We start from the raw sequence: 23,647 nt of genomic DNA, 5'->3' as shown, positions 1-23,647 counted from the left end.
AACGTTAACAATAGAGCCAATTTCATCCATCAGGGCATTCCCCATGAACCGCGAAACAAAAAAATATTATGTGCTTCTCAGCGGCCTGTTGTTTTTCTTCTTCTTCACCTGGTCATCCAGTTTTTCTCTGATCTCCATCTGGCTGAACCAAAAGATCGGCCTGAAAGGCACGGAAACCGGCCTAATCTTCTCCGCGATGTCAATCATGGCGCTGTGCGCACAGCCCCTGTACGGTTTTATTCAGGACAAGCTCGGGCTGCGTAAGCATCTGCTGCTGTTTGTCGGCGTGCTGCTGCTGCTGACCGGCCCGTTCTTTATCTACGTCTACGCCCCGCTGCTGCAAACCAACCTGGTGGCCGGTGCGCTGGTGGGCGGCGTGTTCGTCAGCCTGGCGTTCAATGCCGGCATTGGCGCGCTGGAGTCCTATACCGAAAGGGTCAGCCGGATCGTCGGTTTTGAATTTGGCCGGGCCCGCATGTGGGGTTCACTGGGCTGGGCCAGCGCGACCTTCTTCGCCGGCTTCATCTACAACATCAATCCGAATATTAACTTCTGGATCGCCTCGGCCTCGGCGGCGATATTTCTTCTGTTGCTGTGGCAGGTGCGCGAACTGAAGCCCAACGCCATGGCCGGTCTGGAATACGGCAAACCGGAAAATCTGAAGCTGCAGGACGCGCTGGCGCTGCTGCGCCTGCCGGGTTTCTGGGCACTGGTGGTGTTCGTGCTCGGTACCAGCATCTACGGCGTATTTGACCAGCAATTCCCGGTGTATTTTGCTTCGCAGTTCGCAACGCACGAAGAAGGCAACCGCATGTACGGTTTCCTCAATTCGCTGCAGGTGTTTCTGGAGGCTGGCGGCATGTTCCTGGCCCCCCTGCTGGTCAATCGCATCGGCATCAAACAGAGCTTGCTGCTGGCCAGCAGCGTGATGGCACTGCGCATGTTCGGTTCCGGCTTGGCCAGCGGCGCATTGATGATTTCCGCCATGAAACTGCTGCACGCCGTGGAGTTGCCTATCCTGCTGGTGGCAATGTTCAAATACATCACCACCCGCTTTGACAGCCGCCTGTCCTCGACGCTGTATCTGGTGGGCTTCCAGTTTATCAGCCAGATCGTCGCTGGCATCCTGGCGCCGCTCGCCGGTTACGGCTACGACCGTATCGGCTTTGCCGACACCTATTTGCTGATGGGCTGCGCAGTAGCCGGTACCACGCTGATTTCCTGCTTCCTGCTGCGCGGCGAAACCGTCGCCCGCACGCCCCAATTTCAATCAACGATAAAATCAAGTGAGCCAACCCAATGAAAAATGCTTTAGCTCAAGCCGATCACGCGGTCGAAGCGCTGCGCGCGCAACGTCAGGACGATTACTATCCGCAATTTCATCTGGCGGCGGCCGCCGGTTGGATCAACGACCCCAACGGTCTGGTGTACATTAACGGCGTCTACCATGCGTTCTATCAACATCATCCCTATGACCAAAACTGGGGCCCCATGCATTGGGGCCACGCCACCAGCCGGGATCTGGCGCACTGGCAGCATCAGCCGATCGCCCTGGCTCCCGGCGAAAGCTACGACAAAGACGGCTGTTTTTCCGGCTGTGCGGTGGATGACAACGGCGTATTGACGCTGCTCTACACCGGCCACGTCTGGCTGGGCAAAGAAGGCGATGACGACCAGGTACGCGAAGTGCAATGCCTGGCCACCAGCGAAGATGGCGTAAATTTCGTCAAACACGGGCCGGTGTTGCTGCCGCCGGAAGGCATTCAGCACTTTCGCGATCCGAAAGTCTGGCATGCAGCTGATCGCTGGTGGATGGTGGTGGGCGCCAAAGAAAACGGGTTAGGCCAGGCTCGACTTTACCGTTCGAATGACCTGCGCGACTGGCAGTTCGATCGCGTCCTGGCGGGGGCACAATCGCCGCACCAGGGCTATATGTGGGAATGTCCGGATTTCTTCCCGCTCGGTGAAAAGCAGGTTCTGCTGTTCTCGCCGCAGGGACTGACAGCGCAGGGTTATCGCAATCGTAACCGCTTCCAGAGCGGCTATCTGCTCGGCCACTGGCGGCCCGATGAGGATTTCAGCGTTACCCAGTCATTCTGCGAGCTGGATGGCGGGCACGATTTCTACGCACCGCAAACCTTCACCGCCGCCGACGGTCGCCGCCTGCTGTTCGCCTGGATGGACATGTGGGAATCGCCTATGCCGAGCAAACCCCACGGTTGGGCCGGTGCACTCACCCTGCCCCGTGAATTGACGCTGTCATGTGAAGGCAACGTACTGATGAATCCGGCGCGCGAGCTGACAGCGTTGCGCGGCGAGCAACAGTCATTTGACGCCGTGTCTGTACGTAACCAGCGGCAGGTGTTGACTGACGGGGTGCAAGAACTGGCATTGACGCTAAACGTCGCCGCCAGCGATGCAGAGCGCTACGGCATCGTTATAGGCACCGCCGCACGGCTGTACGTCGATAATCAAACGCATCGACTGGTATTGGAACGTTTCAGTGAAGATCCGGGCCTGTGCGGCTGCCGCAGCGTGCCGCTGCCTGAGGCGGACATTTTGTCGCTGCGCGTCTTTATCGACCGCTCATCGCTGGAAGTGTTCGTTAATCAGGGCGAGGCCTGCCTGACCAGCCGTATCTACCCAACCGACGGGCAACGCAGCGTCACCCTGTTCGCCGAAGGCGGACTGGCGCAGTTTGGCGCGGCACAGGCCTGGGAACTGGAAAGCATCTGGGAGTGATCTGAGACCAACTCAGTGTGCAGGGCGCGGCGGTGAATAAACTGCGCCCTGATGGGTTACAGCGACCCACGCAGTAATAACGGGCAGGCCACCTTCACCCTGTCGCTGTGATCCAATTGATTAATCAGATGCAGTGCCGCCTGTCGGCCCAGCTCATAATGCGGTAACTGCACCGTGGTCAGCGGCGGAAGGAACAGCTGGCCAATACCAACCATATTGTCGTAGCCCAGCACCCCGACCTGTTGCGGGATGTCCCAGCCCTGCGCCAGCAACACCTGATACACCAAAAACGCCACCCGATCGTTGCCACACACCACCACATCGCAGTCGCGCCGCCCCGGCGAGAAGTGCCGTTCCAGCAATGCCACGCTGTCGCGGTAATGCTCGTCGCCTTCAGTCAGATCGAGATGATATTGCCGTAATTGATCGACGTCTCCACCCGCTTCACGCCAGGCACGTTCCAGCCCGCGACGGCGCAACCCGGCCGCCAGGGTCGTTTCCGGCAGGTGAATACACAGCGGTGCGCGATAGCCTTTGGCGATCAAAGCACGCATGGCGTCATACTGGCCCTGCTCGTCATCGGGAATGTAACTGGCTACCGGGTGTTCCGGGCTGATGCAGTTGGCCAGCACCAGTTTTTTATCCAGTAACTTGGCCGGTATATCTACCTGGCGTAGCCCCATGGTAGTGAATATCACCCCGTCCGGTCGGTGTGCCAGCAGCAGGTCTATGGTGTGCTCCGCGCTGTCGTCGGCAAACAGGTTGACCACGAAGCTGTTCCAACCGTGTTCACGCGCCGTTTTTTCAATCGACAGGATCATCTCTACCGAGAAGGGGGTTGTCGCGGTATCCAGCGCCAGCACGCCGAGGGTCTGAACCCGACTGCTGTCGCCGCGAATGCGTCGCGCCGCAAGATCGGGCACGTATTCCAGTTGGTCGATCGCCAGTTTGACGCGTTGGTAGGTATCCGGCCGCAGCTTATCGGGCTCGTTGATGGCGCGGGATACCGTCATCAAGGATACCCCGGCAAGTTTTGCAACGTCTTTCAGCGAGGCCATGCGCCCTTCTCAATCTGGGATAAGTGTGGGATAGAAGTAGAGATCATCCCACAACTTAGCGCTGGACTCTAGCCCGGTTTAGCAGGCTGTGATGTCGGCCCACAGAATGACGCTATCTTCCTCCTGAGGGGCCAGCGTCCCGCTAAACTCGCCCGCCGGCCACCAACCGCCCTGGCGTGCTGTCAGGGTAACGCCATCCGCCAGCAACCAGCGTCCCTGCAGCACGTACAGCACACCGGCATGCGGTGCCGGCAGCTCGATTGCCTTCGTCACTCGCTGCACGTCGGCTGCCCAACGGCCGCGACGGGTCATGATATTGAAGTCCTGGCTACTGCCGCCCAACAAGGTCGCGCCCAACGCCACATCGCCGGAGAAGGCGAACGGTTCGCCAACCTGCGATAAATGATGATCAACGTGCCCGGCGCTGAACAAATGCACGCCATCGCCTTCCAACAGCGTTATCGAACGATCTATGCCGTTGAAGGCCGAGAACGGGCCGTCTTGCGCGATGGTGGCGATACTGGCACGCCAGTCGAAATCCTGGGTGCCTACAGGCCAACTGGCGATCTCTCGGGTTTCCCCACCGCCATTGCGCCACGGCGTGACCGGCAGTGAAGCAAAATCAAAACGCATCAGGCTCATCACGCCTCCTGCTGGAAGGTTTTCAATACCTGCAAGAACTCGGCACTGCTGCGTTGCTGCAGTGCATGACGCCCTTGCTCGATCACCTGTCGTCCACCGACGAACACATCGCGGATCTGCTCTTTACCCCCGGCGAACAGCCAGCGGTTGAGGATGGAGGCGTCCGGCGCCGCTGCCAGGTACGGATCGTCGCCGTCCAGCACCAGCCAGTCGGCACGGTAGCCGCTTTGCAGCCGACCGATCGGTGCACCGCAGGCCTGTGCCCCACCCTGCAAGGCCTGTTGGTAAAGGACGTCAGCCACGGCCGGTTGCTCCGACGTGGTCAGCCGGTTACGGCGCTGATCGCGCAGGCGTTGACCGTATTCGAACCAGCGCAGCTCCTCCACCACATTGAGCGATACGTGGCTGTCAGAACCAATGCCCCAACGCCCCTGATGTTGCAGATAGGCGTCGCCGGGGAAGATGCCGTCGCCCAGGTTGGCCTCGGTAGTCAGGCACAGGCCGGCTACCGCTTGGCTGCGTGCCAGCTGCTCTAGCTCGTCACGATCGAGGTGGGTGGCGTGTACCAGACACCAGCGCTGATCCACCGGCAGATGCTCGTACAGCCAGGCGACCGGGCGACGTCCGCTCCAGGCCAGACAGTCGTTGACCTCTTTCTGCTGCTCGGCAATATGAATATGTACCGGCAGCGAACTGTTCGACGCCGCCAGGATCTGCTGCATCTGCCCCAGTTCCACCGCACGCAGCGAGTGGAAGCACAGGCCCTGATTCTGCAACGGTTGCTCTGCCAACTGACGCGCGATCGTCTGCTGTTGCTCCAGATAGCTGTCCGCATTTTGAATAAAACGCTTTTGCCCCGGCTGAGCGGGCTGGCCGCCAAATCCCGCATAGCTATACAGCACCGGCAGCAGGGTCATGCCGATCCCCGCCTGGGCCGCCGCCTGACTGAGTCGGCCGGTCATTTCGCCGCGATCGGCATAAGGGAGACCGTCGGCGCCGTGATGCAGATAGTGGAACTCGGCGACCTGGGTATAGCCCCCTTTCAGCATTTCGATATAGAGTTGACGGGCGATCACCTCCACCTGCTCCGGCGTTAAGCGCTGCACCAGGCGGTACATCAGATCGCGCCAGGTCCAGAAACTGTCCTGCGGATTGCCCGCCACCTCCGCCAGCCCGGCCATCGCACGCTGGAAGGCGTGGGAGTGAAGGTTTGGCATGCCCGGCACCGCATCGCCGTGCAGACGGGTGCAACCTTCGGGATCGGCGTCGGCAGTCACCTGAGTCAGGTAACCTTGCGCATCCACGTCCAACCGGACGTTATGCGCCCAACCTTCAGGAAGCAGAGCGCGTGAGGCAAAATATGCAGGCATGGCAGTATTCCACTGTTAGTGTAACGGCTAATAACGCGCGATAATCGCGCATCCGAAAATATACGGGCCCATCTCGTTGCTGTGGCGGACCGGCCCTTAGTTGTATATACATATACATACGCCGACATCAACAGTAAACTGATGTTATTATTTTTTTATTTGACGAGGTTAACGTCGTGGTTGATCAACAGACCGTGCTGCAACTGGCTGCTGCAATGAGCGATACCCCCGCCCCAATATATCAACGGGTCAAGCAGGCGATCGTGAACCAAATCCGTGCAGGTCATTGGTTGCCGCACCAACGCGTCCCCTCGGAAAGTGAGCTGGTCGCCGAATTGGGCGTCAGCCGGATGACCATTAATCGCGCCTTGCGCGAACTGACCACCGAAGGTTATTTGATCCGCATGCAGGGCGTCGGTACTTTCGTTGCCGAAGCTAAAGCGCACACCGCGCTGTTGGAAGTGCATAACATCGCTGACGAAATCGCCGCCCGAGGTCATCGCCACAGCAGCAAAATCCTGCAGTTGAAAGCGCGACCGGCCAGCGAAGAAGAGGCACTGGCGCTGGGCATTCAACCGGGCCAGCAACTTTTCTATTCGCAGATTGTGCATTACGAAAACGATCTGCCGGTACAGGTGGAAGATCGCTGCGTGAATCCCCTGATCGCCCCCGACTACATGAAACAGGATTTCGACCGCGTTACGCCCTATATCTATCTGACGCAGGCCGCGCCGCTGACCGCAGGCGAACACATCGTCGAAGCGGTAGTGCCGACCCGCCAGGAGCGCGAACTGCTGCAGTTGGAAGACCACGAACCCGGCCTGTTGATCCACCGCCGCACCTGGTCCGGTAAAACCGTGGTCACGTCGGCACGCCTGCTGTACCCGGGCAGCCGTTATCAACTGTTCGGCCGTTTCACCAGCGAAGTCTGATCCCCTGCGGGTGCCGTTTTGGTACCCGCTCTTCCACAACGATCACATCCCGATAACAAATTTTTATCCCGCCCCTTGTGACAACCCGATGAATGCGCTAGGTTGTTTTTAATTGTATATACAACCATGTGGGAGCCACGGCTCCGGCGGAGAAAAGCCATGACCTCTGAGATTCACTGCGACAGCCTGTGGCACGGGGCCGACGTCGTCACCATGCGCGACGGTAAATATCACACCATCACCAACGGCGCGATCGCCGTGCGTGACGGCAAGATTGTCTGGCTGGGTGAACATGCGGCGTTACCGGCAAACTTGATAGCGGATGAAACCGTGAAATTCGACGGCGGTATCATCACGCCGGGCTTTGTCGATTGCCATACCCATCTGGTGTTCGGTGGCAACCGTAGCGGCGAATTCGAGCAGCGCCTCAACGGCGTAAGCTACGCCGATATCGCCGCCCAGGGCGGCGGCATCATTTCCACCGTCAAGGCTACCCGTGACGCCGACGAAGAACTGCTGCTGGAGCAGGCGCTGTTCCGGCTGCGACCGCTGCTGGCGGAAGGCGTGACCTGCGTGGAGATTAAATCTGGTTACGGGCTGACGCCGGAAAGCGAGCTGAAAATGCTGCGCGTGGCGCGCAAGCTGGGCGAACTGTTGCCGGTTGAAGTGAAAACCACCTGCCTGGCGGCGCACGCGCTGCCACCGGAATATGCTCATCGCGCCGACGACTATATCGATCTGGTGTGCAACACCATTATTCCTCAGGCTGCCGCTGCCGGATTGGCCGATGCGGTTGACGCCTTCTGCGAGCATCTGGCGTTCTCACCGGCGCAGGTGGCGCGCGTGTTCGCCGCAGCGGAAAAAGCCGGTCTGCCCGTTAAGCTGCACGCGGAACAACTTTCTGCCCTCGGCGGAAGTGAATTGGCAGCGCAGCACCATGCCCTTTCCGCCGACCATCTTGAATATGCTACCGAACAGGATGCGCGCGCAATGGGCGATGCAGGCACCGTTGCGGTGCTGCTGCCGGGCGCTTATTACCTGCTGCGTGAAACCCAATGCCCACCGGTAGAGCTGTTCCGCAAACACGGCGTCGCCATGGCGATCGCCAGCGATGCGAATCCGGGCACCTCACCGGCGTTGTCCTTGCGTTTGATGATCAACATGGCCTGCACGCTGTTCCGCCTGACGCCGGAAGAGGCGTTGGCGGGCGTCACGGTACATGCGGCCAAGGCGCTGGGCCTGCAGGCAAGCCAGGGGACGCTGGAAGCCGGCAAGCTGGCGGATTTTGTGCACTGGCCGCTGTCCCGTCCGGCTGAACTGGCTTACTGGTTGGGCGGTCAACTGCCCTGTACGGTGATTTTCCGAGGAGAAGTACGTCAATGACCATTCGCGATGCTTTTGATTTCCACCCCGGCAGCCTGCCGCTGCTGATCAGTATTCCCCATGCCGGTACCCGATTGACACCGGCCGTCGAAGCCGGCTTGACCGACGATGCACGGCCACTGCCCGATACCGACTGGCATATCCCACAGCTGTACGATTTCGCTCGAGCCATGGGTGCCAGCATATTGGTCGGCAATTATTCGCGCTTTGTTATCGACTTGAACCGTCCAGCCGACGACAAACCGCTTTATACTACCGCCACCACCGGTCTGTATCCTGACGTATTGTTTGACGGCCGACCGAGCTTCCTGCCGGGTAAAGCCCCCTCTGACCAAGAGCGCACCGGCTATCTGGAACAGATCTGGCAACCTTACCACCAACAGTTGCAAGACGAACTGACGCGCCTGAAAGCCAAGCACGGTTACGCGCTGCTGTTCGACGCCCATTCCATTGCCTCCGTTATCCCACGTCTGTTCGACGGTAAGCTGCCAGACCTCAACCTGGGCACCAACGGGGGCGAAAGCTGCGCCCCGGCGCTGAGCGATCGTCTGGTCGCCTGCTGCGAACAGCAACAGCAGTTCACGCATGTACTTAATGGCCGCTTCAAAGGCGGTTACATCACTCGGGCTTATGGCCGTCCGCAAGAGCAGCAGCATGCCATTCAACTGGAGCTGGCGCAGGTGAACTACATGTCCGAACAGTATCCCTATGCGTTTGAGCCCGAGCGTGCCGCATCTCTGCAACGCCTGCTAAAACAGATGATCGACAGCCTGCTTTCCGGTGGCGGTCAACTGCGTTGATCCTTTTCTCCTCCTGTCGCAGGGCAACGCTAATTGCCCTGCGACAATCAAGCCTTCAAGCAAGCACTTTCCCGTTTTAGTGCCCTGACGTTGCGGCACACAATTTGCCTCCTGGTTGCTTCCGTTTCGATTTGCGTACTGCATCGCAATTTTGACTGAAAATCAGTGAATCTGGTCGGAACAGCGCACAAAACAGCGGCCCGCCGTTTGCGCGGTACGCCACAATCTGGCGAAAAGCCCATCAAGGCACAAATAAATAAAAAATACTCTGGAGGCCCTCTATGTCCGAAATCCCGCTGAACTGGCGTGCCGCGCAGGCCGTCGCCAATAGACTGCTGGCTGATTGGCAGTCCGACAACCAACCCGGTGGCGCTATTACCCTGTTCGATGCCGCACAAGTACGCGCAACTGCCTATGCCGGGCGAGCCGATATGGCGCAAAATACCCCTTTTAACGCAGACACCGTGGTGCGCTACGCTTCCGTCACCAAACATATTTTCGCCACATTGGCGCTCAACGCTACGGATCAGGCCCTGAGCCTGAACGACCGCCTGGGTGACTTGCTGCCTGAGCTGCGAAAGCCGCTGGCAAATGTGACCGTCGGCCAGGCGCTGGATATGACCAGCGGGCTGCCTGACGTACGTGAAACACTGGGGCTGCTGGGCATTTCGGTGCATACCCGCAGCGAAGCGCAACCAGTCATGCAGTTTCTGCAGGGACTAGAGGGTCTGAACTACCCGGCCGGCAGCGAAATCACCTATACCAACACTGGCTACCGGTTGGTTGAAGCGGCCCTACAGGCCAAAGGCTATGACTTCGACCAACTGGTTCAGCAGCACATTGCCCAGCCGCTGCAGGTGCAACTGCGGGCACCGGAAAGCTGGTATGACGTGGTGCCTGGGCTTGCCCCCGGTTACTGGCGTTCCGAACAGGGCTGGCAGTTGGCCTGCGCCGGTCTGCACCTTTCCGCCTCAGGCAGCCTGACCGGTAGTGCCAATGCCCTCACTCGCTGGCTGCAAACGCTGCTGGCCAATCAAGGCCCTGGCCGTGGCGTACTGGCGCAACTGAGTGCCCCGCGCCATCTCAACCAAGGGCAGGTCAGCGCTTACGGGCTGGGGCTGGCGCAAACGCCGCTCGGCGAACACCGTCTGCTGGGCCACGGCGGTTCGCATGCCGGCTACAAAACTTATTTCCTGCTGGCACCCGACCGGCAGGCCGGTGTCGTTGTGGTGGCTAACCGGGAGGACTGCGACAGTTTCGACATGGCACTGCAGGTGATGGCCGCCTTGCTGGGTGAAGCCCTGCCGAAACGCAGCACCGCCATTCCTGATGGCATTTACACCACGGTGGCAGATCCTTACTGGCTGGAAGTGAAAGACGGCAACGTCGCTTATCTGGGCAGTGAAGAGGTGCTGTATCAGGCCGATGACGGCTATGCGGTGTCGCTTTCCGCTCATATGCCGATGCGGCTGAAATGGACCGGTGAAGCGGTAGAAGGTGAAGTGTGCCACGTGCCGCGCAGCTTTCTGCCCGTCACGCCAAACCGCGATTGTCTGAAGCACGTGCAGGGCTTGTGGTACCACCCGCAGTACCGCACCGCCTTCGAGATCTGCGGCGATCGGGTTCACATTGGCGTGGGCCCATCATCGCAAACCGGGAAGATCAGTTCGCTGGGCCAGGGCCGCATGCTGGTCGAAAGCAGCGACGGCCCGTGGTTGAAACGCTTTTGCCTCTATTTCCGCGGCTACAGCGTAGATTTGATTGCCAATCGCAGCCGGGTGCTGACCTTCCAGCGCAGCAGCGTCGACCGCGATTAGCGGACGCCGGGATCATCCCGCCTTGGCGGCCCTGACGGCCAATAAGGCGGTGAACAGCCGCTGCTTGTCGGCCTCACTGAGGTTGTTCTGATCAATAGCCTGAATAAAATGACTGCGCGCACTCTCCGTCAGCGCCCCGGCTTTTAATTCCTGAGCCAGTCGCTGCAAAATTCGGCTGCTGAGCTCGGCAATTTGCGGCCGCACCTGTTCCAACGGCCGTGGCTGCCAGCCGCTTTCCGGCTGCGCCAGCCAGTCCGCGCGGTAACGGTATTGAATCGCCTTGGCGGCGTCCATTTGCGCGATGATAAACGGTCGAACCGAAAGCGGATCCAGCCCTAAGCGCCCCGCCTCTGCCTGCGTGCTTGCCAGTACCTTCGCCTCCTGCGCCAAATCCTCGATCGGCAAATGCTGCTGCGCCTTGTAGCCAGCAACGTCTTTCATATAACCCAGACGCTGATTGACCAGTTCACCCAGTGCCGTCCCTCCGTTGGCCAAAGCGGAAAAACTGACCAGGCAGCAGGCAATCAATAACATCCTGAACATCACAATTTCCTTATGCACCAAAATTACAGGAAAAGAGTTCACCACGATCCCCCGTTGCAGGCAAATAAAAAGCCCCACCGAAGCGGGGCCTTAAAGCAGAGTCAGCGGGAATCAATCAAACACGCCGTTGATCACCGAGGCAACCAGTGCGGTACTCAACGCCACCAGCACCAGATCGTTACCGGCAATGCGCCACTCATAGCCTGGATAATAAGGCAGATCGTGCAGCATGGAGGATGGCACCATTTTTTTGGCGATGCCCGGAGGTAAAGGCTTGCCACGCGCCAGATTTTTGGCGATCCCCGGTGGCAAAGAACGGTAGCCGGTCAGACCGTAGTTCAAGGCCAGAGAACGTGCCCGCTCATGGGAAAAACTGACGGAAACCAGCCCACGGTCGCCATCGTTATCTTTGGCTTTATTGCCATGCTTGCCATTGTTGCCGTTATTACCGTTATTACCGTGATTGCCGCTGTTACCATGGCCATTACCCCCGCCGTTACCGTTGCCGCCTTTATCGGCCAGCGCCGGTGCGGATGACAGCCCCAGAGAAACAATCAGCGCCAATACGGTGAAAGTAGTACGACGTTTGCTCATTTTGTTACTTCCTGCATGGGTTATTACCTTCACTATAGGCGCAATTCTCCGCACAAAGCATGAGGAAAACTCTGAGAGTTAGATGCCATACAGAGATCGGCATCAGGCCAAATGACAGAAGATTATCCCAGCGCAAAACTATTCGAAAAAACCGAATTCCGGCCTAAGATTTTTCTTGCAGCGAAATAAGCCATGCAGTAGTTTGGAATTGTCACAAAAAAGAGTTAGCCCGCTCTTTTTCGTCGCACCTCAAATCATCTTTTTATCACCCAAAGTGATAATACTGAACCCTTCCCGCCTCTCCGTGCGGGATTCTTTTTTGCAGCTGAATCGACATTGCATGCACCACGACAGTGCTTTTTGTTGAGATTTGGTTGCCAATACTTTAAATTCGGCGTCTGAGAAACCTTAACCTCCCACGGTGGCCAGTTGGCAACGGGTGGGCGTTCAGGAGCAAAAGACATGCAAATGACCCTCATGGAATACATCACGCAGCACTTTAATGGCGATCTTCACCGCTACGCGCAATCCGAAGGCGTTAGCCGTGAACAAATCATCAATTGGATCGATAATGAATGCCACGTAATCAAAGGACGATTATTTATGCCGGTGCGACATCTGCCCGGTGAACAAGCGCAGTGATGACGAAAAAAAACCCCGCCAAAGCGGGGTTTTCTGTTTCTGATACCACGGAAAATCAGAAGTTATAACCGGCCACGATGTAGTAACCCCAGCCGGTGGATTTGATTGGGCCCTGTGGGGTGCCAATATCCACGCCGTCCTGCCACTGGCCGCCGTTATGGAAATAACGAGCCACGAACGAGTAGTGCCAGTGATCGTAGTTCAACGCCAGAATATGGCTGGAAGCGATCGAGTTGCTGGTACGCGCCTGACGACCGTTCACGGTGAAGTCGTCTTTGCCCAGATCGGAACCAAAGTCAAAGTTGGTGAAACCGATGTAGCTCAGATTGCCGCCCCACACCTGGGTCAACGGCACAAAGTATTTCACTTTGAAGCGGTAACCGTCCCAGCTGTTTTCGTTGGCAGCCTGGTAGTTTTCCCACTGGTATTTGGCATAGATGTTCATCGACAGGCTCATTGGCAAACCGGTGTCGATGTCGGTACCCAGACCCATATACCAGGTGTTCTGGCGACCGTCGGCGTTGTGGCCCAGGTCATAGATGTAGTTGTTGGCGAAGTACCATTCTTTGAACGGGCCAAAGCTCAGATCGGTGCCGGTCAGTTTGTCGATGGAGAAGCGAGGTTCAATTTCCATAAACATCGGAGAACCTTTGTCCCAGATACCACGGTCAGGGGTGTTGCCCACGCCGAAGAATTTAGGCACGTCGATGTAGCCATAGAAGTCGAACCAATCTTTTTTGGCGAAGGCTTCATATTCCAGGTACAGATCGTTGTTCAACTGAGGTCCGAAACGGGTGTGGTAACTGCCCACCACGTTAACGCTTTGGTGCCACCAATCCGAGACGTATTGGCTGTCTTTGCTATCAGCCATTGAAGATGCACTGTAAGACGCTGCGAGCAGTACACCTGCTGCGAGAGCTATTTTTTTCATTTTATTACCACATGCTTAAAGGGCCATTTCCTGCCCGTTAGAAAAGATGACAATCAGTCTGACGACACCTGGCGTTGCCTCCGCTTACAAACTCTCGGGCGACGCGCGCATTATAGAAATCACTGGGTGTAAGAATCTGTGATCCAGTTATGCATTTCGCGAATAGGTAATCGATTGCGTTCACATTTGTCAAATTATGTTTCATGCAAATTCACGATCGCTGTGATTTTTGTCATGCCCGGTGATTTTTAAAGCATTTTTTGTGCCAATTGTAATCAATAAATAAAGTAACCGTCTCTGTCGCTGAAATGAAAATGCCGGCGCTAAAAGACGCCGGCATTTCTTGGAAATCTACTGCGGTCAATGGACGTGAAAACACCTCACATGGGGGAAGCTCAGCTCACCGAAGGCAGTGCTTTGGCAATATTTTCCTGGCGGAAAACCACCTCCTGCCCCGGAGCTATCTCCCACTCTTTGGGCGGGATATCCACTTTCGGTGCAGCGGCGATGACCGAGCCAAAAATCAGTTTGCCTTCCCGGCGTAAAATACTGACATCAAGCTGGTATTCGTGACGTAAATTGGCGGTGGTCAGGCGCACGGTATCACCGCGCATAAAACGTTCGTCGTCAATCACTGGCTGCTGAATGAATTGAATATCGTCTCTCATTTTTTATGTTCCTTCAGGCAGAATCGCTAGTTAAATTCTAGTTCAACATTGGGCGACAGGCAGATAATTTCCGTTAATTTCCTCGGGTTGCCCGCCAACAGATCAACGAACCTGCCGTGACCATCACCACACCCTGCCAAAAATTGGCGGTCAGTGCAGTATTCAGCACCAGCGCAGCAAACACCGCCGACAGCACCGGCGTAAAGTAAGACGCCGTCGCCAACAGCGTCATATTGCCGCGCAATATACCCACGTTCCACGCCGCATAGCCTGCCCCCATTGCCATGCCCGCGCACAGCAACGTCAGGGTTACCGGCAACGTGAATTGCATACCGCTTTCGCTGCTGAATGCATATTTCAACCACAGTGCCAGGGCGGTCAGCGTAATGAACAACACCACGCCGTTATGACCCTGGGCAATTTTCTTGGTCAGATTGCAATACAGCGCCCAAATCACCGCTCCGCCAAAAGCCAACGAATAACTCAGCGGATTGCTGCGCACGTTTTCCAGCATTTGCGCCGGCGACCAGCCGCCCTCGCCGCTCATGATCCAGCCAATGCCGAACAAGGACAGCAACAGCCCCGGCAGCAGCCACCACTTGGCTTTTTGCCCATTAAACACCAGGGCCATCAGCACGGTGAAACAGGGCCACAGGTAGTTGATCATTCCCACTTCAATCGCTTGCAGACGGGTATTGGCATAGCCCAAAGACAACGACAGGCAGATTTCATAGCTGACAAACAGCAGGCTGCCGAGGAGCAGGTAGGGGCGTGGGAACAGGCGTAAATTCGGCATGCGCAGCGCCAACAGCAAAAATACCGCGCTGACGCTGTAGATCATTGCTGCCCCGCCAATCGGCCCCAGGCCTTCGCTGACGCTGCGTATCAGGCCAACCACGCTGCTCCACAGCAGGATCGCCAACAGACCGAGCAAGGTGGCTTTATATTGGGCGGGCAGAGAAGACATGAAAGCGTTCCAATCAGTTATTTTTTATCAGGATTTTCACTCTACTGCCCGGTGATAAAAAAAGAAAGGCGGGAAAGCCCGCCTCGGTGCACCTATCGTTTCCTGGTGGGGGCGCTGCATGCTGCGCCCTATAGCATAATCAATGAGTTGAATCGGGGCGAAGATGGCCGCCCCCCTACCGATTTACCCCTGGATGGGTTCATCAACAGCCTTGGCCTTATTGCTGCGGCTGCCGTTCAAACTGCGGCGGCGGCTGACGGAAACGCCGGGTGAGATATACCAGGTAGGCAAAACCCAGCCCGGCCCAGATCAGCCCCATGGTCAGCGAGCTTTTTTCCAGGTTCAGCCACAGCACGCCAACCGTTAACGCCCCCACCAACGGCAGGAACAGGTAGTTAAAACGGTCCTTCCAGCTTTTATTGCGCCCCTCGCGAATGTAGAAATGGCTGATCACCGACAGGTTAACGAAGGTGAAGGCCACCAGCGCACCGAAGTTGATCAGCGCGGTCGCGGTGACCAGATCGAAAGACAGCGCCGACAGCGCCACCAGCCCAACCAGCAACACGTTCAATGAGGGGGTGCGCCATTTCGGGTGGATATAGCCGAAATACTTTTCCGGAAACACGTTGTCGCGCCCCATCACGTACAGCAGTCGCGAAACGCTGGCGTGCGAGGCCAGCCCCGATGCCAGGGTATTGATAAAGGTAATACAGAGGAAAATCGACTGGAACAGCTTGCCGCCCACGTACAGCGCGATTTCCGGCAGCGCCGCGTCCGGTTGATGGAAGCGCTGAATAGATGGGAAAAACAGCTGAATAAAGAAGGAAACGCTGATGAAGATTACCCCGCCGTACAGCGCAGTCAGGAAGATGGCCTTCGGGATCACCTTGGCGGCATCGGGCGTTTCCTCACACAGGGTGGTGACCGCGTCGAAGCCGAGAAACGAAAAGCACAAAATAGTGGCGCCGGTGATAATCGGCAGCAAATGCGCATTCTCATTGATGAAGGGTTGCAGACTCCACACCGTCCCCAGTCCTTCACCGTTATGCAGACCGCGCACGACCAGGAAGATAAACACCACGATGATCGCTATCTGGGCCAAAACAAACAGGGTGTTAAAGTTAGCCACCAAATTGACGCTTTTCAGGTTGATGGCGGTAATGATGATCACAAAGCCTACCACCCACACCCACGGCGGCACCTCGGGGAACAGCGCGGTCAAATAAATCTTTGCCAACAGGGTGTTGATCATCGGCAGGAACAGGTAGTCAAGCAGCGAGGACCACCCCACCAAAAAACCGACGTGCGGGTTAATGGCCTTTTGCGCATAGGTATAGGCGGAACCGGCGGTCGGAAACTTGCGAACCAACTTGCCGTAGCTGATGGCGGTAAACAACACGCCGGCCAGCGCCAACAGATAAGCGGCCGGGACGTGGCCATCGGTCAGGCCGGAGACAATGCCGAAGGTGTCAAACACCGTCATGGGCGTCAGGTAAGCCAACCCCATCATCACCACTTGCCACAGCTTCAGGCTTTTACGCAGTTGCGGCTTGGCCGCCTCATTAACCTCGATCGCATTAATCGCCATGGCGTTTCCCCCCTTTGTCCTCTGCTGGTAACCGTTTAACGTCATTCAGAGAGGCCGCGGGGAAACTGCTGCTCAGGCGGCGGAAGGGACGATGCAAAGACAAAAAAACGCGGCCAGCGGAAGGCCCATATTTACTGCGGCACAGGCAAACGCCCGCGCAGGTTGATGGAACAGTTATGGCTGTCATGGTTCTTTCCTCGCCGGCGTCCTGTACGCCAAGTAGAAGAAATGCTTTACCGCTGCGCGCAGCTTCGCAGGCCACAGGATAGCCGGCGGAATGCGCCAGACGCGCGCGGTATCATCGAGGATGAGCGGGTTCAGGCGTTTTTCAGCATCCACTCGATTTCGGTATCGGTGATCAGGCGCTCAAACTGCACCAGCTCATCCGTTTTACAGGCCAGATAAACATGGCTGAACCTTTCACCCAGCAGCGCATTCAACACCGGCTGATGCTCGAATTCATACAGTGCATCGCTCTGGCGGATAGGGAATGGCAGTCCGTCCTGCTCCAGCCCGTTGCCGGTTACCGGCTCTTGCAGCGGCAGCGGTGTTTCCAGCCCGTAGACGATGCCCGCCAGGATGGTCGCCATCACCAGATAAGGGTTGGCATCGGCACCGGCCACGCGGTACTCCACCCGGTGGCTATCGCGGTCGCCGCAAGGGATACGCAGTGCCACTGTGCGGTTGTTATGGCCCCAGGATGCCTGAGTCGGCACGTACATGCCCGGCTGGAAGCGGCGGTAGGCGTTAACGTTTGGCGCCAACAGCGCAATAGAAGAAGGCATCAGGGCGATCATTCCCGCCAGAGCCTGTTTCAACAATGCAGAGTCTTCGCCGTCATCATCGGCCAGAACGTTGTTGCCCTGGCGGTCCAGCATGCTGATATGCACGTGCATACCACTGCCGGCGTGCTCTTCATACGGCTTGGCCATGAAGGTGGCCTGCATGTTGTGTTTTTCTGCCACCATGCGGATCAGGCGTTTCAACGCCAGCGCATGGTCGCAGGCCTGCAGCACGTTGTCGGTATGGTGCAGATTGACTTCAAACTGACCGGGCGAGGCTTCGGCCACCGCACCGTCAGCCGGCAGCCCCTGCAGGCGTGCCAGTTCGTCTATCTCACTTAACACGTCGGCAAAGTTGTTAAGGTTGTCTACCGAATAGACCTGGCTTTGGGTGTTACGCTCCTGCGTACCCGGCGCACACGGCGGCTGCAGATACCCTTCCGAATCACGCTGACGATCGATGAGATAGAACTCCAACTCTACCGCTACTACGGGGGATAGCCCGCGCTGACGCAAACGCTGCCACACTCGGTTCAGCACATTGCGCGGTTCAACGTCAAAGGGAGTACCATCTTCATCCAGCATGGTGAGAAGTACCTGGCCGATATATTGTGGATCCGCCGCCGACGGCGTCAGCGTGCCCAATACCGGTACACAGATGTGGTCCGGCTCACCGAGCTCTTGCCCCAATCCGGCCTCTTCAACCACGTTGCCAAGAATATCCATCGCAAACACCGACGCCGGGAAGTAACAGCCCTTCTCCAGTTTGCTCAGCCCGCCAACCGGTATCCGTTTGCCGCGGAAGCTGCCGTTAAGATCGGTCAACAGAACGTCAACGTGCTGAGTTAATGGATAACGTTCCAGATACTTCTTCACTTCACGTTGGAACGCGCTACTTCGCTTTTCTTCGTGGTGCTGAACAAAGTTTTCCACTTCTACTATGTTGGTCTGCATGATTCACCCGCCATGTATGTTTTTGTCTGTGGTTCTCACACTTATTGCCGTCGATGTTTTTTGACCATCTTGCTCAATATAATGTCCACCAATGAAACATAGATGCAACAAAATTGTTTTGCAAGTGTTACTTTTAGTTTGAATATTGCCCATCTCACTGCTAGATTTATAAAATATTGAACGGAAACGGCAGTGGAGAAGCTTATCGTTCATAATTTCGAACATACCAAGGGGACAGCATGGGCAATATATTTAACAGACCAGTGGTCGGCGTAGTGATGTGCAGGTATAGGTTAAACGGGCACCTCACTCAGACCTTGCAAGAAAAGTACCTAAATGCCGTTATCGCTGCGGGCGGGTTGCCGATAGCCCTGCCACACGCGCTGGCAGAACCGAAACTGCTCGAAGAGTTACTGCCACAACTCGATGGCATTCTGTTGCCAGGCAGCCCCAGTAATGTGCAGCCGCACCTTTATGGTGAAAACGGCGATGAGCCTGACGCCGATCCCGGGCGAGACGAATTGAGCCTGGCGCTGATCCGCCACTCGCTCGACAGGCGCATTCCCCTTTTCGCCATTTGCCGTGGCATGCAGGAAATGGTGGTCGCCACCCAGGGTGCCCTGCACCGCCGGCTGTATGAACTGCCCGAGCTGCTGGAACACCGTGAAGATCACGACCTGCCGCTCGAACAGCAATATGCCCCTGCCCACGAAGTCATCGTTCAGGAAGGGGGCTTACTCTCGCAACTGATACCGGATTGCAACAGATTCTGGGTGAACTCACTGCATGGCCAGGGCGCGAAGACGCTGGGATCCAGCGTACGTATCGAAGCTCACGCCGCCGACGGGTTGGTAGAAGCCATCAGCCTGCGCGATCAGCCCTTTGCGCTGGGCGTGCAATGGCACCCGGAATGGAACAGCGAGGAATATGCCCTGTCACGCCTGCTGTTTGAAGGTTTCATTAGCGCCTGCCGGAACTATCAAAAGGAAAAACGCCCATGAGCGATGTCAGCTTGGCACCGGGCAAACGTCTGTCGCAAATCCGCCAGCAATTGGGATTATCGCAGCGCCGCGCGGCCGAACTGTCTGGGTTAACTCACAGCGCCATCAGCACCATTGAACAGGACAAGGTCAGTCCGGCCATCAGCACCTTACAAAAGCTGCTGACGGTGTACGGGCTGTCGCTGTCGGCATTTTTCGCCGAACCGGAGAAGCCGGCCGAGCCACGGATTGTTATCGACTACCAGGATCTGATCGAGATTGGCAGCCAGGGGGTTTCTATGAAACTGATCCACAACGGCGATCCTAATCGCACCCTGGCGATGATGATCGAAACCTATGAGCCGGGTACCACCACCGGTGAACGCATCAAGCATCAGGGGGAAGAGATTGGCACCCTGCTGGAAGGCGAAGTCGTGCTGCAGGTCAACGGGCAGGCTTATCCCCTGCTGGCCGGCCAGAGCTACGCCATCAACACCGGCATTCCCCACAGTTTCAGCAACACGTCGGCGCGGATTTGCCGGATTATCAGCGCCCATACGCCGACGACATTCTGATCAACGGAGCAAGGTATGGACTTCCACCACTTGCAGTATTGGCAACACCGGGCGCAAGCCCTGAATATTGAGAACCGACTGTTTATCAATGGCCGCTATCAGCAGGCGGCCGAAGGCGAAACCTTTGCCGTGGAGGATCCTGCCGGTCAGCGAGAGCTGACTCAGGTGGCCCGGGGAAGCAGCGTAGATATTGACCTGGCGGTCAGCGCCGCCCGCGAGGTGTTTGAGCGGGGCGACTGGTCGCGCGCGGCTCCGGCGCAACGCAAGGCTACGCTGCTCAAGCTGGCGACATTGATGGAACAACACCGCGAAGAGCTGGCGCTGCTGGAAACGCTGGACACCGGCAAACCGATTCGTCATAGCCTGCGCGATGATGTGCCTGGCGCTATTCGTTGCCTGCGTTGGTATGCCGAAGCGATCGATAAGGTTTATGGCGAAATCGCCCCTACCGGCAGCGATGCGCTGGCGTTAATCGAACGCGAACCCATTGGCGTGGTCGGCGCCATCGTGCCGTGGAATTTCCCGTTATTGCTCGCCTGCTGGAAGCTCGGCCCGGCGCTGGCCACCGGCAACAGCGTGATCCTCAAACCTTCAGAGAAATCGCCACTGAGCGCGATCTATCTGGGGCAACTGGCGCAGCAGGCCGGGCTGCCGGACGGCGTGCTGAATATCGTTCCCGGTTATGGTCACGATGCCGGTAAAGCGCTGGCGCTGCATAACGACGTCGACGCGCTGACCTTCACCGGTTCAACGCAAGTGGCCAAACAACTGATGATCTATGCCGGCCAATCCAATATGAAACGCGTCTGGCTGGAAGCCGGCGGCAAAAGCGCCAATATCATCTTTGCCGACTGCCCGGATCTGGATAAGGCCGCACAAAGCGCCGCCGCCGGGATTTTTTATAACCAGGGGCAAGTGTGCATCGCCGGTACTCGACTGCTGGTGGAAGAGAGCATACAGCAAGAATTTTTACAGGCGTTGCGCCGCCATGCAGCAGCCTTTGCACCAGGCAATCCGCTCGATCCGGCGACGGTGATGGGCACGCTGATTGATCAGGGCCACTGCGAGAAAGTGGCCGACTATATCGAACAGGGTTTGACTCAGGGCGCTGCGCTGTTCCTCGACGGTCGCGATCATCCGCAAGGTGAACACGGCGGTTATCTCGGCCCAACCATTCTCACCCAGGTAGACAACGCCATGAGCGTGGCGCGCGACGAAATCTTCGGCCCGGTATTGGCGGTCACTTCGTTTAGCGGCGAGCAGCAGGCCATGCAGTTGGCTAACGACAGCGACTACGGCCTGGGGGCTGCAATCTGGACCCGCGACCTGTCCCGTGCCCATCGTTTGGCGCGTCAGCTAAAAGCCGGCACGGTGTTCGTCAATAACTACAACGACGGGGACATGACCGTTCCTTTCGGTGGTTACAAACAAAGCGGTAACGGCCGCGACAAGTCACTGCACGCACTGGACAAATTCACCGAGCTGAAAACCACCTGGATTTCATTGGAATAAGGGCAGAGATCATGACTGAACACGTAAAAAGCTATTATGCGGCTTCGGCCAACAGCCACGCGCCCTACCCGCAGCTGAATGAATCCATTGAATGCGACGTCTGTATCGTCGGCGGCGGCTACACCGGTTTGTCATCGGCGCTGTTTCTGGTAGAGGCGGGGTACAACGTGGTGGTGCTGGAGTCTGCCCGCATCGGTTTCGGTGCCAGCGGACGTAACGGCGGGCAATTGGTGAACTCCTACAGCCGCGATATCGACGTCATTGAACAGCGTTATGGCGCCGAAAGCGCCCGCCTGCTCGGCAGCATGATGTTTGAAGGCGCAGAGATCATTCGCAGCCGTATCCAACGGTACGCCATCGAATGTGACTATCGCCCTGGCGGCATCTTCGCCGCGCTGAACAACCGGCAATATCATGCGTTGATCGAACAAAAACAGCACTGGGAGCGCTACGGCAATACCCAGCTTGAATTGCTGGACGCCGAGCGTATCCGCCAGGAGATCGATAGCGAGCGCTACGTCGGCGCGCTGCTGGATCACAGCGGCGGCCATATTCACCCACTGAATCTGGCGCTCGGTGAAGCCGAAGCCATTCGCCTGCAGGGTGGACGGATCTTCGAACAGTCTGCAGTCACCCACATCCGTCATGGCGAACCGGCCATCGTCAGCACCGCCAACGGCCAGGTGACAGCACGTTATGTGATTGTCGCCGGCAACGCTTATCTGGGTGATAAGCTGGAACCGCGGCTGGCGAAACGTAGCATGCCGTGTGGCACCCAGGTAGTGGCTACCGAACCGCTGGCGCCGGAAGTGGCGCGATCGCTGATCCCACAAAATTACTGCGTCGAAGACTGTAACTACCTGCTCGATTATTACCGTATCACCGGCGATAACCGCCTGTTGTACGGCGGCGGCGTAGTGTATGGCGCCCGCGATCCGGACGATATCGACAATCTGATCCGGCCAAAGCTACTGAAAACCTTCCCGCAGCTCAAAGGTGTGCGTCTCGACTACCGCTGGACCGGTAATTTCCTGCTGACGCTGTCGCGCATGCCGCAGTTTGGTCGGCTGGAAAATAACGTGTATTACATGCAGGGCTACAGCGGCCACGGGGTAACCTGTACTCATTTGGCGGGCAAGCTGATTGCCGAGCTGATGCGCGGCGATGCGGAAAGGTTCGATGCGTTTGCCAAGCTGCCGCACCTGCCGTTCTTCGGCGGTCGCAACCTGCAAATTCCTTTCACCGCGATTGGTGCAGCTTACTACCAACTGCGGGATCGGATTGGGGTGTAACGCTATCGGGCCCGGTATACCACCGGGCCCGAAATTACCGCTTAAACAATCTTCGGCTGGCCGTCAGAGGCGGTCGCCCCGCCGTCTACCGGGATGTTGGCACCATTGATAAAACTGGCGTCGTCACTGGCCAGAAATGCCATTACTGCCGCCACCTCTTCCGGCTCCGCCGCTCGGCCTAACGCAATACGCTCGTTAAACTTGTCGCGGATCTCCTGCGGCCAGCCGTTGGTCATATTGGTTTTCACCAGGCTCGGACATACCGAGTTGACCCGCACACCGTCACCGCCATGATCCAGCGCCATGGCACGCGTCAGGTTAACCACCGCCCCTTTCGCCGCGCAGTAGTACGCCGCGCCCCAGTCACCACCTAGCCCGGAAACCGACGCGGTGTTAACGATGCAGCCTTTGGTTTTCAGCAGATACGGCATGGCGAATTTGGAACAGAACACCACGCCATCGATATCCACCCCGGCAATGCGTCGCCAGTCGGCAACGCTGGTTTCCAATACGCTGCCGGCCACGTGCACGCCTGCGTTATTGAGCAGCACGTCGATGCGGCCTAATTTTTCGGCCACCTCATTCATCATTTTTTCAACCGCAACGTGGTCGGAAACGTCAATATGTACCGCCAGTGCCTTGCCTTTTGGCAGCGAAGCGGCGACTTTGTCCACCGCCTCTTTCGCCCAGTCAGCCAATACCACGGTAGCCCCTTCGGCAGAAAAACGACGCGCTGCCGCCTCTCCCATCCCATTGCCTGCACCGGTGATCACTACCACTTTATTGTCAAAACGCATGAGACCTCCTCCATGTGAATGTATTTCTATAAATCATACAAATCCTAATGGTTCGAGGATAAAACTCATGGACGACGA

At 57.3% G+C, this 23,647-nt stretch carries 22 protein-coding genes; 11 read left to right on the top strand and 11 right to left on the bottom strand.

From position 1 onward, the window contains the following. The first annotated feature begins 43 nt into the window (after window positions 1–43). Together AC1RKG_RS00410 and AC1RKG_RS00405 are read left to right on the top strand one after the other, a co-directional pair. On the top strand, window positions 44–1,303 hold the full coding sequence (locus tag AC1RKG_RS00410; protein ID WP_020826518.1) for an MFS transporter: 1,260 nt from the start codon (window positions 44–46) through the stop codon (window positions 1,301–1,303). Beyond that, window positions 1,300–2,742: a glycoside hydrolase family 32 protein gene (locus AC1RKG_RS00405; protein ID WP_493181662.1), complete on the top strand. Its 1,443-nt coding sequence runs from the start codon at window positions 1,300–1,302 to the stop codon at window positions 2,740–2,742. Before AC1RKG_RS00410 ends, AC1RKG_RS00405 begins: the two co-directional genes overlap by 4 nt. Before the next feature lie 56 nt (window positions 2,743–2,798). On the opposite strand, the gene AC1RKG_RS00400 is transcribed toward AC1RKG_RS00405, so the two are convergent. The 3 genes from AC1RKG_RS00400 to AC1RKG_RS00390 all read right to left on the bottom strand — a co-directional run bounded on the left by AC1RKG_RS00400 (window position 2,799) and on the right by AC1RKG_RS00390 (window position 5,812). Next, a complete protein-coding gene (locus AC1RKG_RS00400) occupies window positions 2,799–3,800 on the bottom strand; it encodes a LacI family DNA-binding transcriptional regulator (protein ID WP_261156960.1) in 1,002 nt (333 codons plus the stop codon). Window positions 3,801–3,878: 78 nt separating this feature from the next. Further along, window positions 3,879–4,442, bottom strand: coding sequence for a HutD/Ves family protein (locus AC1RKG_RS00395; RefSeq protein ID WP_493181661.1), 564 nt, complete (start codon window positions 4,440–4,442; stop codon window positions 3,879–3,881). After that, the gene (locus tag AC1RKG_RS00390; RefSeq protein WP_493181660.1) at window positions 4,442–5,812 is read right to left on the bottom strand and encodes a formimidoylglutamate deiminase; all 1,371 of its coding nucleotides are present in this window, start codon (window positions 5,810–5,812) and stop codon (window positions 4,442–4,444) included. The genes AC1RKG_RS00395 and AC1RKG_RS00390 overlap by 1 nt, the downstream gene beginning before the upstream one ends. A 176-nt stretch (window positions 5,813–5,988) precedes the next feature. Here AC1RKG_RS00390 and hutC point away from each other — a divergent pair, with 176 nt between their 5' ends. From hutC to AC1RKG_RS00370, 4 genes are all read left to right on the top strand, one after another. Next, on the top strand, window positions 5,989–6,744 hold the full coding sequence (gene hutC / locus AC1RKG_RS00385; RefSeq protein ID WP_020826513.1) for a histidine utilization transcriptional repressor HutC: 756 nt from the start codon (window positions 5,989–5,991) through the stop codon (window positions 6,742–6,744). 159 nt (window positions 6,745–6,903) lie between these two features. After that, complete coding sequence (gene hutI, locus AC1RKG_RS00380; protein WP_122078965.1) at window positions 6,904–8,127, top strand: imidazolonepropionase; 1,224 nt, start codon at window positions 6,904–6,906, stop codon at window positions 8,125–8,127. Then, window positions 8,124–8,927, top strand: a complete 804-nt coding sequence (gene hutG, locus AC1RKG_RS00375; RefSeq protein WP_115059045.1) for an N-formylglutamate deformylase — start codon at window positions 8,124–8,126, stop codon at window positions 8,925–8,927. The genes hutI and hutG overlap by 4 nt, the downstream gene beginning before the upstream one ends. Before the next feature lie 281 nt (window positions 8,928–9,208). Then, window positions 9,209–10,744: a serine hydrolase domain-containing protein gene (locus AC1RKG_RS00370; RefSeq protein WP_493181657.1), complete on the top strand. Its 1,536-nt coding sequence runs from the start codon at window positions 9,209–9,211 to the stop codon at window positions 10,742–10,744. A gap of 12 nt (window positions 10,745–10,756) precedes the next feature. On the opposite strand, the gene AC1RKG_RS00365 is transcribed toward AC1RKG_RS00370, so the two are convergent. Next, complete coding sequence (locus AC1RKG_RS00365) at window positions 10,757–11,287, bottom strand: chorismate mutase (protein WP_046373789.1); 531 nt, start codon at window positions 11,285–11,287, stop codon at window positions 10,757–10,759. Window positions 11,288–11,398: 111 nt separating this feature from the next. Next, on the bottom strand, window positions 11,399–11,881 hold the full coding sequence (locus AC1RKG_RS00360; RefSeq protein WP_128864308.1) for an anti-virulence regulator CigR family protein: 483 nt from the start codon (window positions 11,879–11,881) through the stop codon (window positions 11,399–11,401). Between the two features lie 462 nt (window positions 11,882–12,343). Here AC1RKG_RS00360 and AC1RKG_RS00355 point away from each other — a divergent pair, with 462 nt between their 5' ends. Then, the gene (locus AC1RKG_RS00355) at window positions 12,344–12,523 is read left to right on the top strand and encodes a hypothetical protein (protein ID WP_020826507.1); all 180 of its coding nucleotides are present in this window, start codon (window positions 12,344–12,346) and stop codon (window positions 12,521–12,523) included. A 55-nt stretch (window positions 12,524–12,578) separates the two neighbouring features. Here the strand turns inward: AC1RKG_RS00355 and AC1RKG_RS00350 are convergent, their stop codons facing one another. From AC1RKG_RS00350 to AC1RKG_RS00330, 5 genes are all read right to left on the bottom strand, one after another. Then, window positions 12,579–13,454, bottom strand: a complete 876-nt coding sequence (locus tag AC1RKG_RS00350) for a nucleoside-specific channel-forming protein Tsx (protein ID WP_041414482.1) — start codon at window positions 13,452–13,454, stop codon at window positions 12,579–12,581. A 395-nt stretch (window positions 13,455–13,849) separates the two neighbouring features. After that, complete coding sequence (locus AC1RKG_RS00345; RefSeq protein WP_020826505.1) at window positions 13,850–14,122, bottom strand: hypothetical protein; 273 nt, start codon at window positions 14,120–14,122, stop codon at window positions 13,850–13,852. Window positions 14,123–14,195: 73 nt separating this feature from the next. After that, on the bottom strand, window positions 14,196–15,089 hold the full coding sequence (gene yddG, locus AC1RKG_RS00340; protein ID WP_130015604.1) for an aromatic amino acid DMT transporter YddG: 894 nt from the start codon (window positions 15,087–15,089) through the stop codon (window positions 14,196–14,198). Window positions 15,090–15,306: 217 nt separating this feature from the next. After that, a complete protein-coding gene (locus AC1RKG_RS00335) occupies window positions 15,307–16,677 on the bottom strand; it encodes an APC family permease (RefSeq protein ID WP_020826503.1) in 1,371 nt (456 codons plus the stop codon). Between the two features lie 317 nt (window positions 16,678–16,994). Next, a complete protein-coding gene (locus AC1RKG_RS00330; protein ID WP_020826502.1) occupies window positions 16,995–18,413 on the bottom strand; it encodes a glutamine synthetase family protein in 1,419 nt (472 codons plus the stop codon). A gap of 239 nt (window positions 18,414–18,652) precedes the next feature. On the opposite strand from AC1RKG_RS00330, the gene puuD reads away from it, so the two are divergent. From puuD to AC1RKG_RS00310, 4 genes are read left to right on the top strand one after another with little or no spacing between them, the layout of a single operon-like run. Continuing rightward, window positions 18,653–19,414, top strand: a complete 762-nt coding sequence (puuD, locus tag AC1RKG_RS00325; RefSeq protein ID WP_129982983.1) for a gamma-glutamyl-gamma-aminobutyrate hydrolase — start codon at window positions 18,653–18,655, stop codon at window positions 19,412–19,414. Beyond that, window positions 19,411–19,968 carry an HTH-type transcriptional regulator PuuR gene (gene puuR, locus AC1RKG_RS00320; RefSeq protein ID WP_020826500.1) on the top strand — a complete coding sequence of 186 codons (558 nt, stop codon included), beginning with the start codon at window positions 19,411–19,413 and terminating at the stop codon, window positions 19,966–19,968. The genes puuD and puuR overlap by 4 nt, the downstream gene beginning before the upstream one ends. A 15-nt stretch (window positions 19,969–19,983) precedes the next feature. After that, window positions 19,984–21,480: an aldehyde dehydrogenase PuuC gene (gene puuC, locus AC1RKG_RS00315; RefSeq protein WP_142815384.1), complete on the top strand. Its 1,497-nt coding sequence runs from the start codon at window positions 19,984–19,986 to the stop codon at window positions 21,478–21,480. 11 nt (window positions 21,481–21,491) lie between these two features. Beyond that, entirely contained in the window at window positions 21,492–22,772 is a 1,281-nt protein-coding gene (locus tag AC1RKG_RS00310) for an NAD(P)/FAD-dependent oxidoreductase (protein ID WP_409325336.1), read from the top strand. Window positions 22,773–22,813: 41 nt separating this feature from the next. Here AC1RKG_RS00310 and budC read toward each other — a convergent pair whose 3' ends face one another. After that, on the bottom strand, window positions 22,814–23,569 hold the full coding sequence (gene budC / locus AC1RKG_RS00305) for a meso-2,3-butanediol dehydrogenase (protein ID WP_020826497.1): 756 nt from the start codon (window positions 23,567–23,569) through the stop codon (window positions 22,814–22,816). Between the last annotated feature and the right edge of the window lie 78 nt (window positions 23,570–23,647).

The sequence above is a fragment of the Serratia sp. GW822-FHT06D09 genome, from assembly GCF_058799515.1.
The sequence above is the reverse complement of the archived record's forward strand: the minus strand, read 5'-3'. Positions and strand labels throughout refer to the sequence as shown.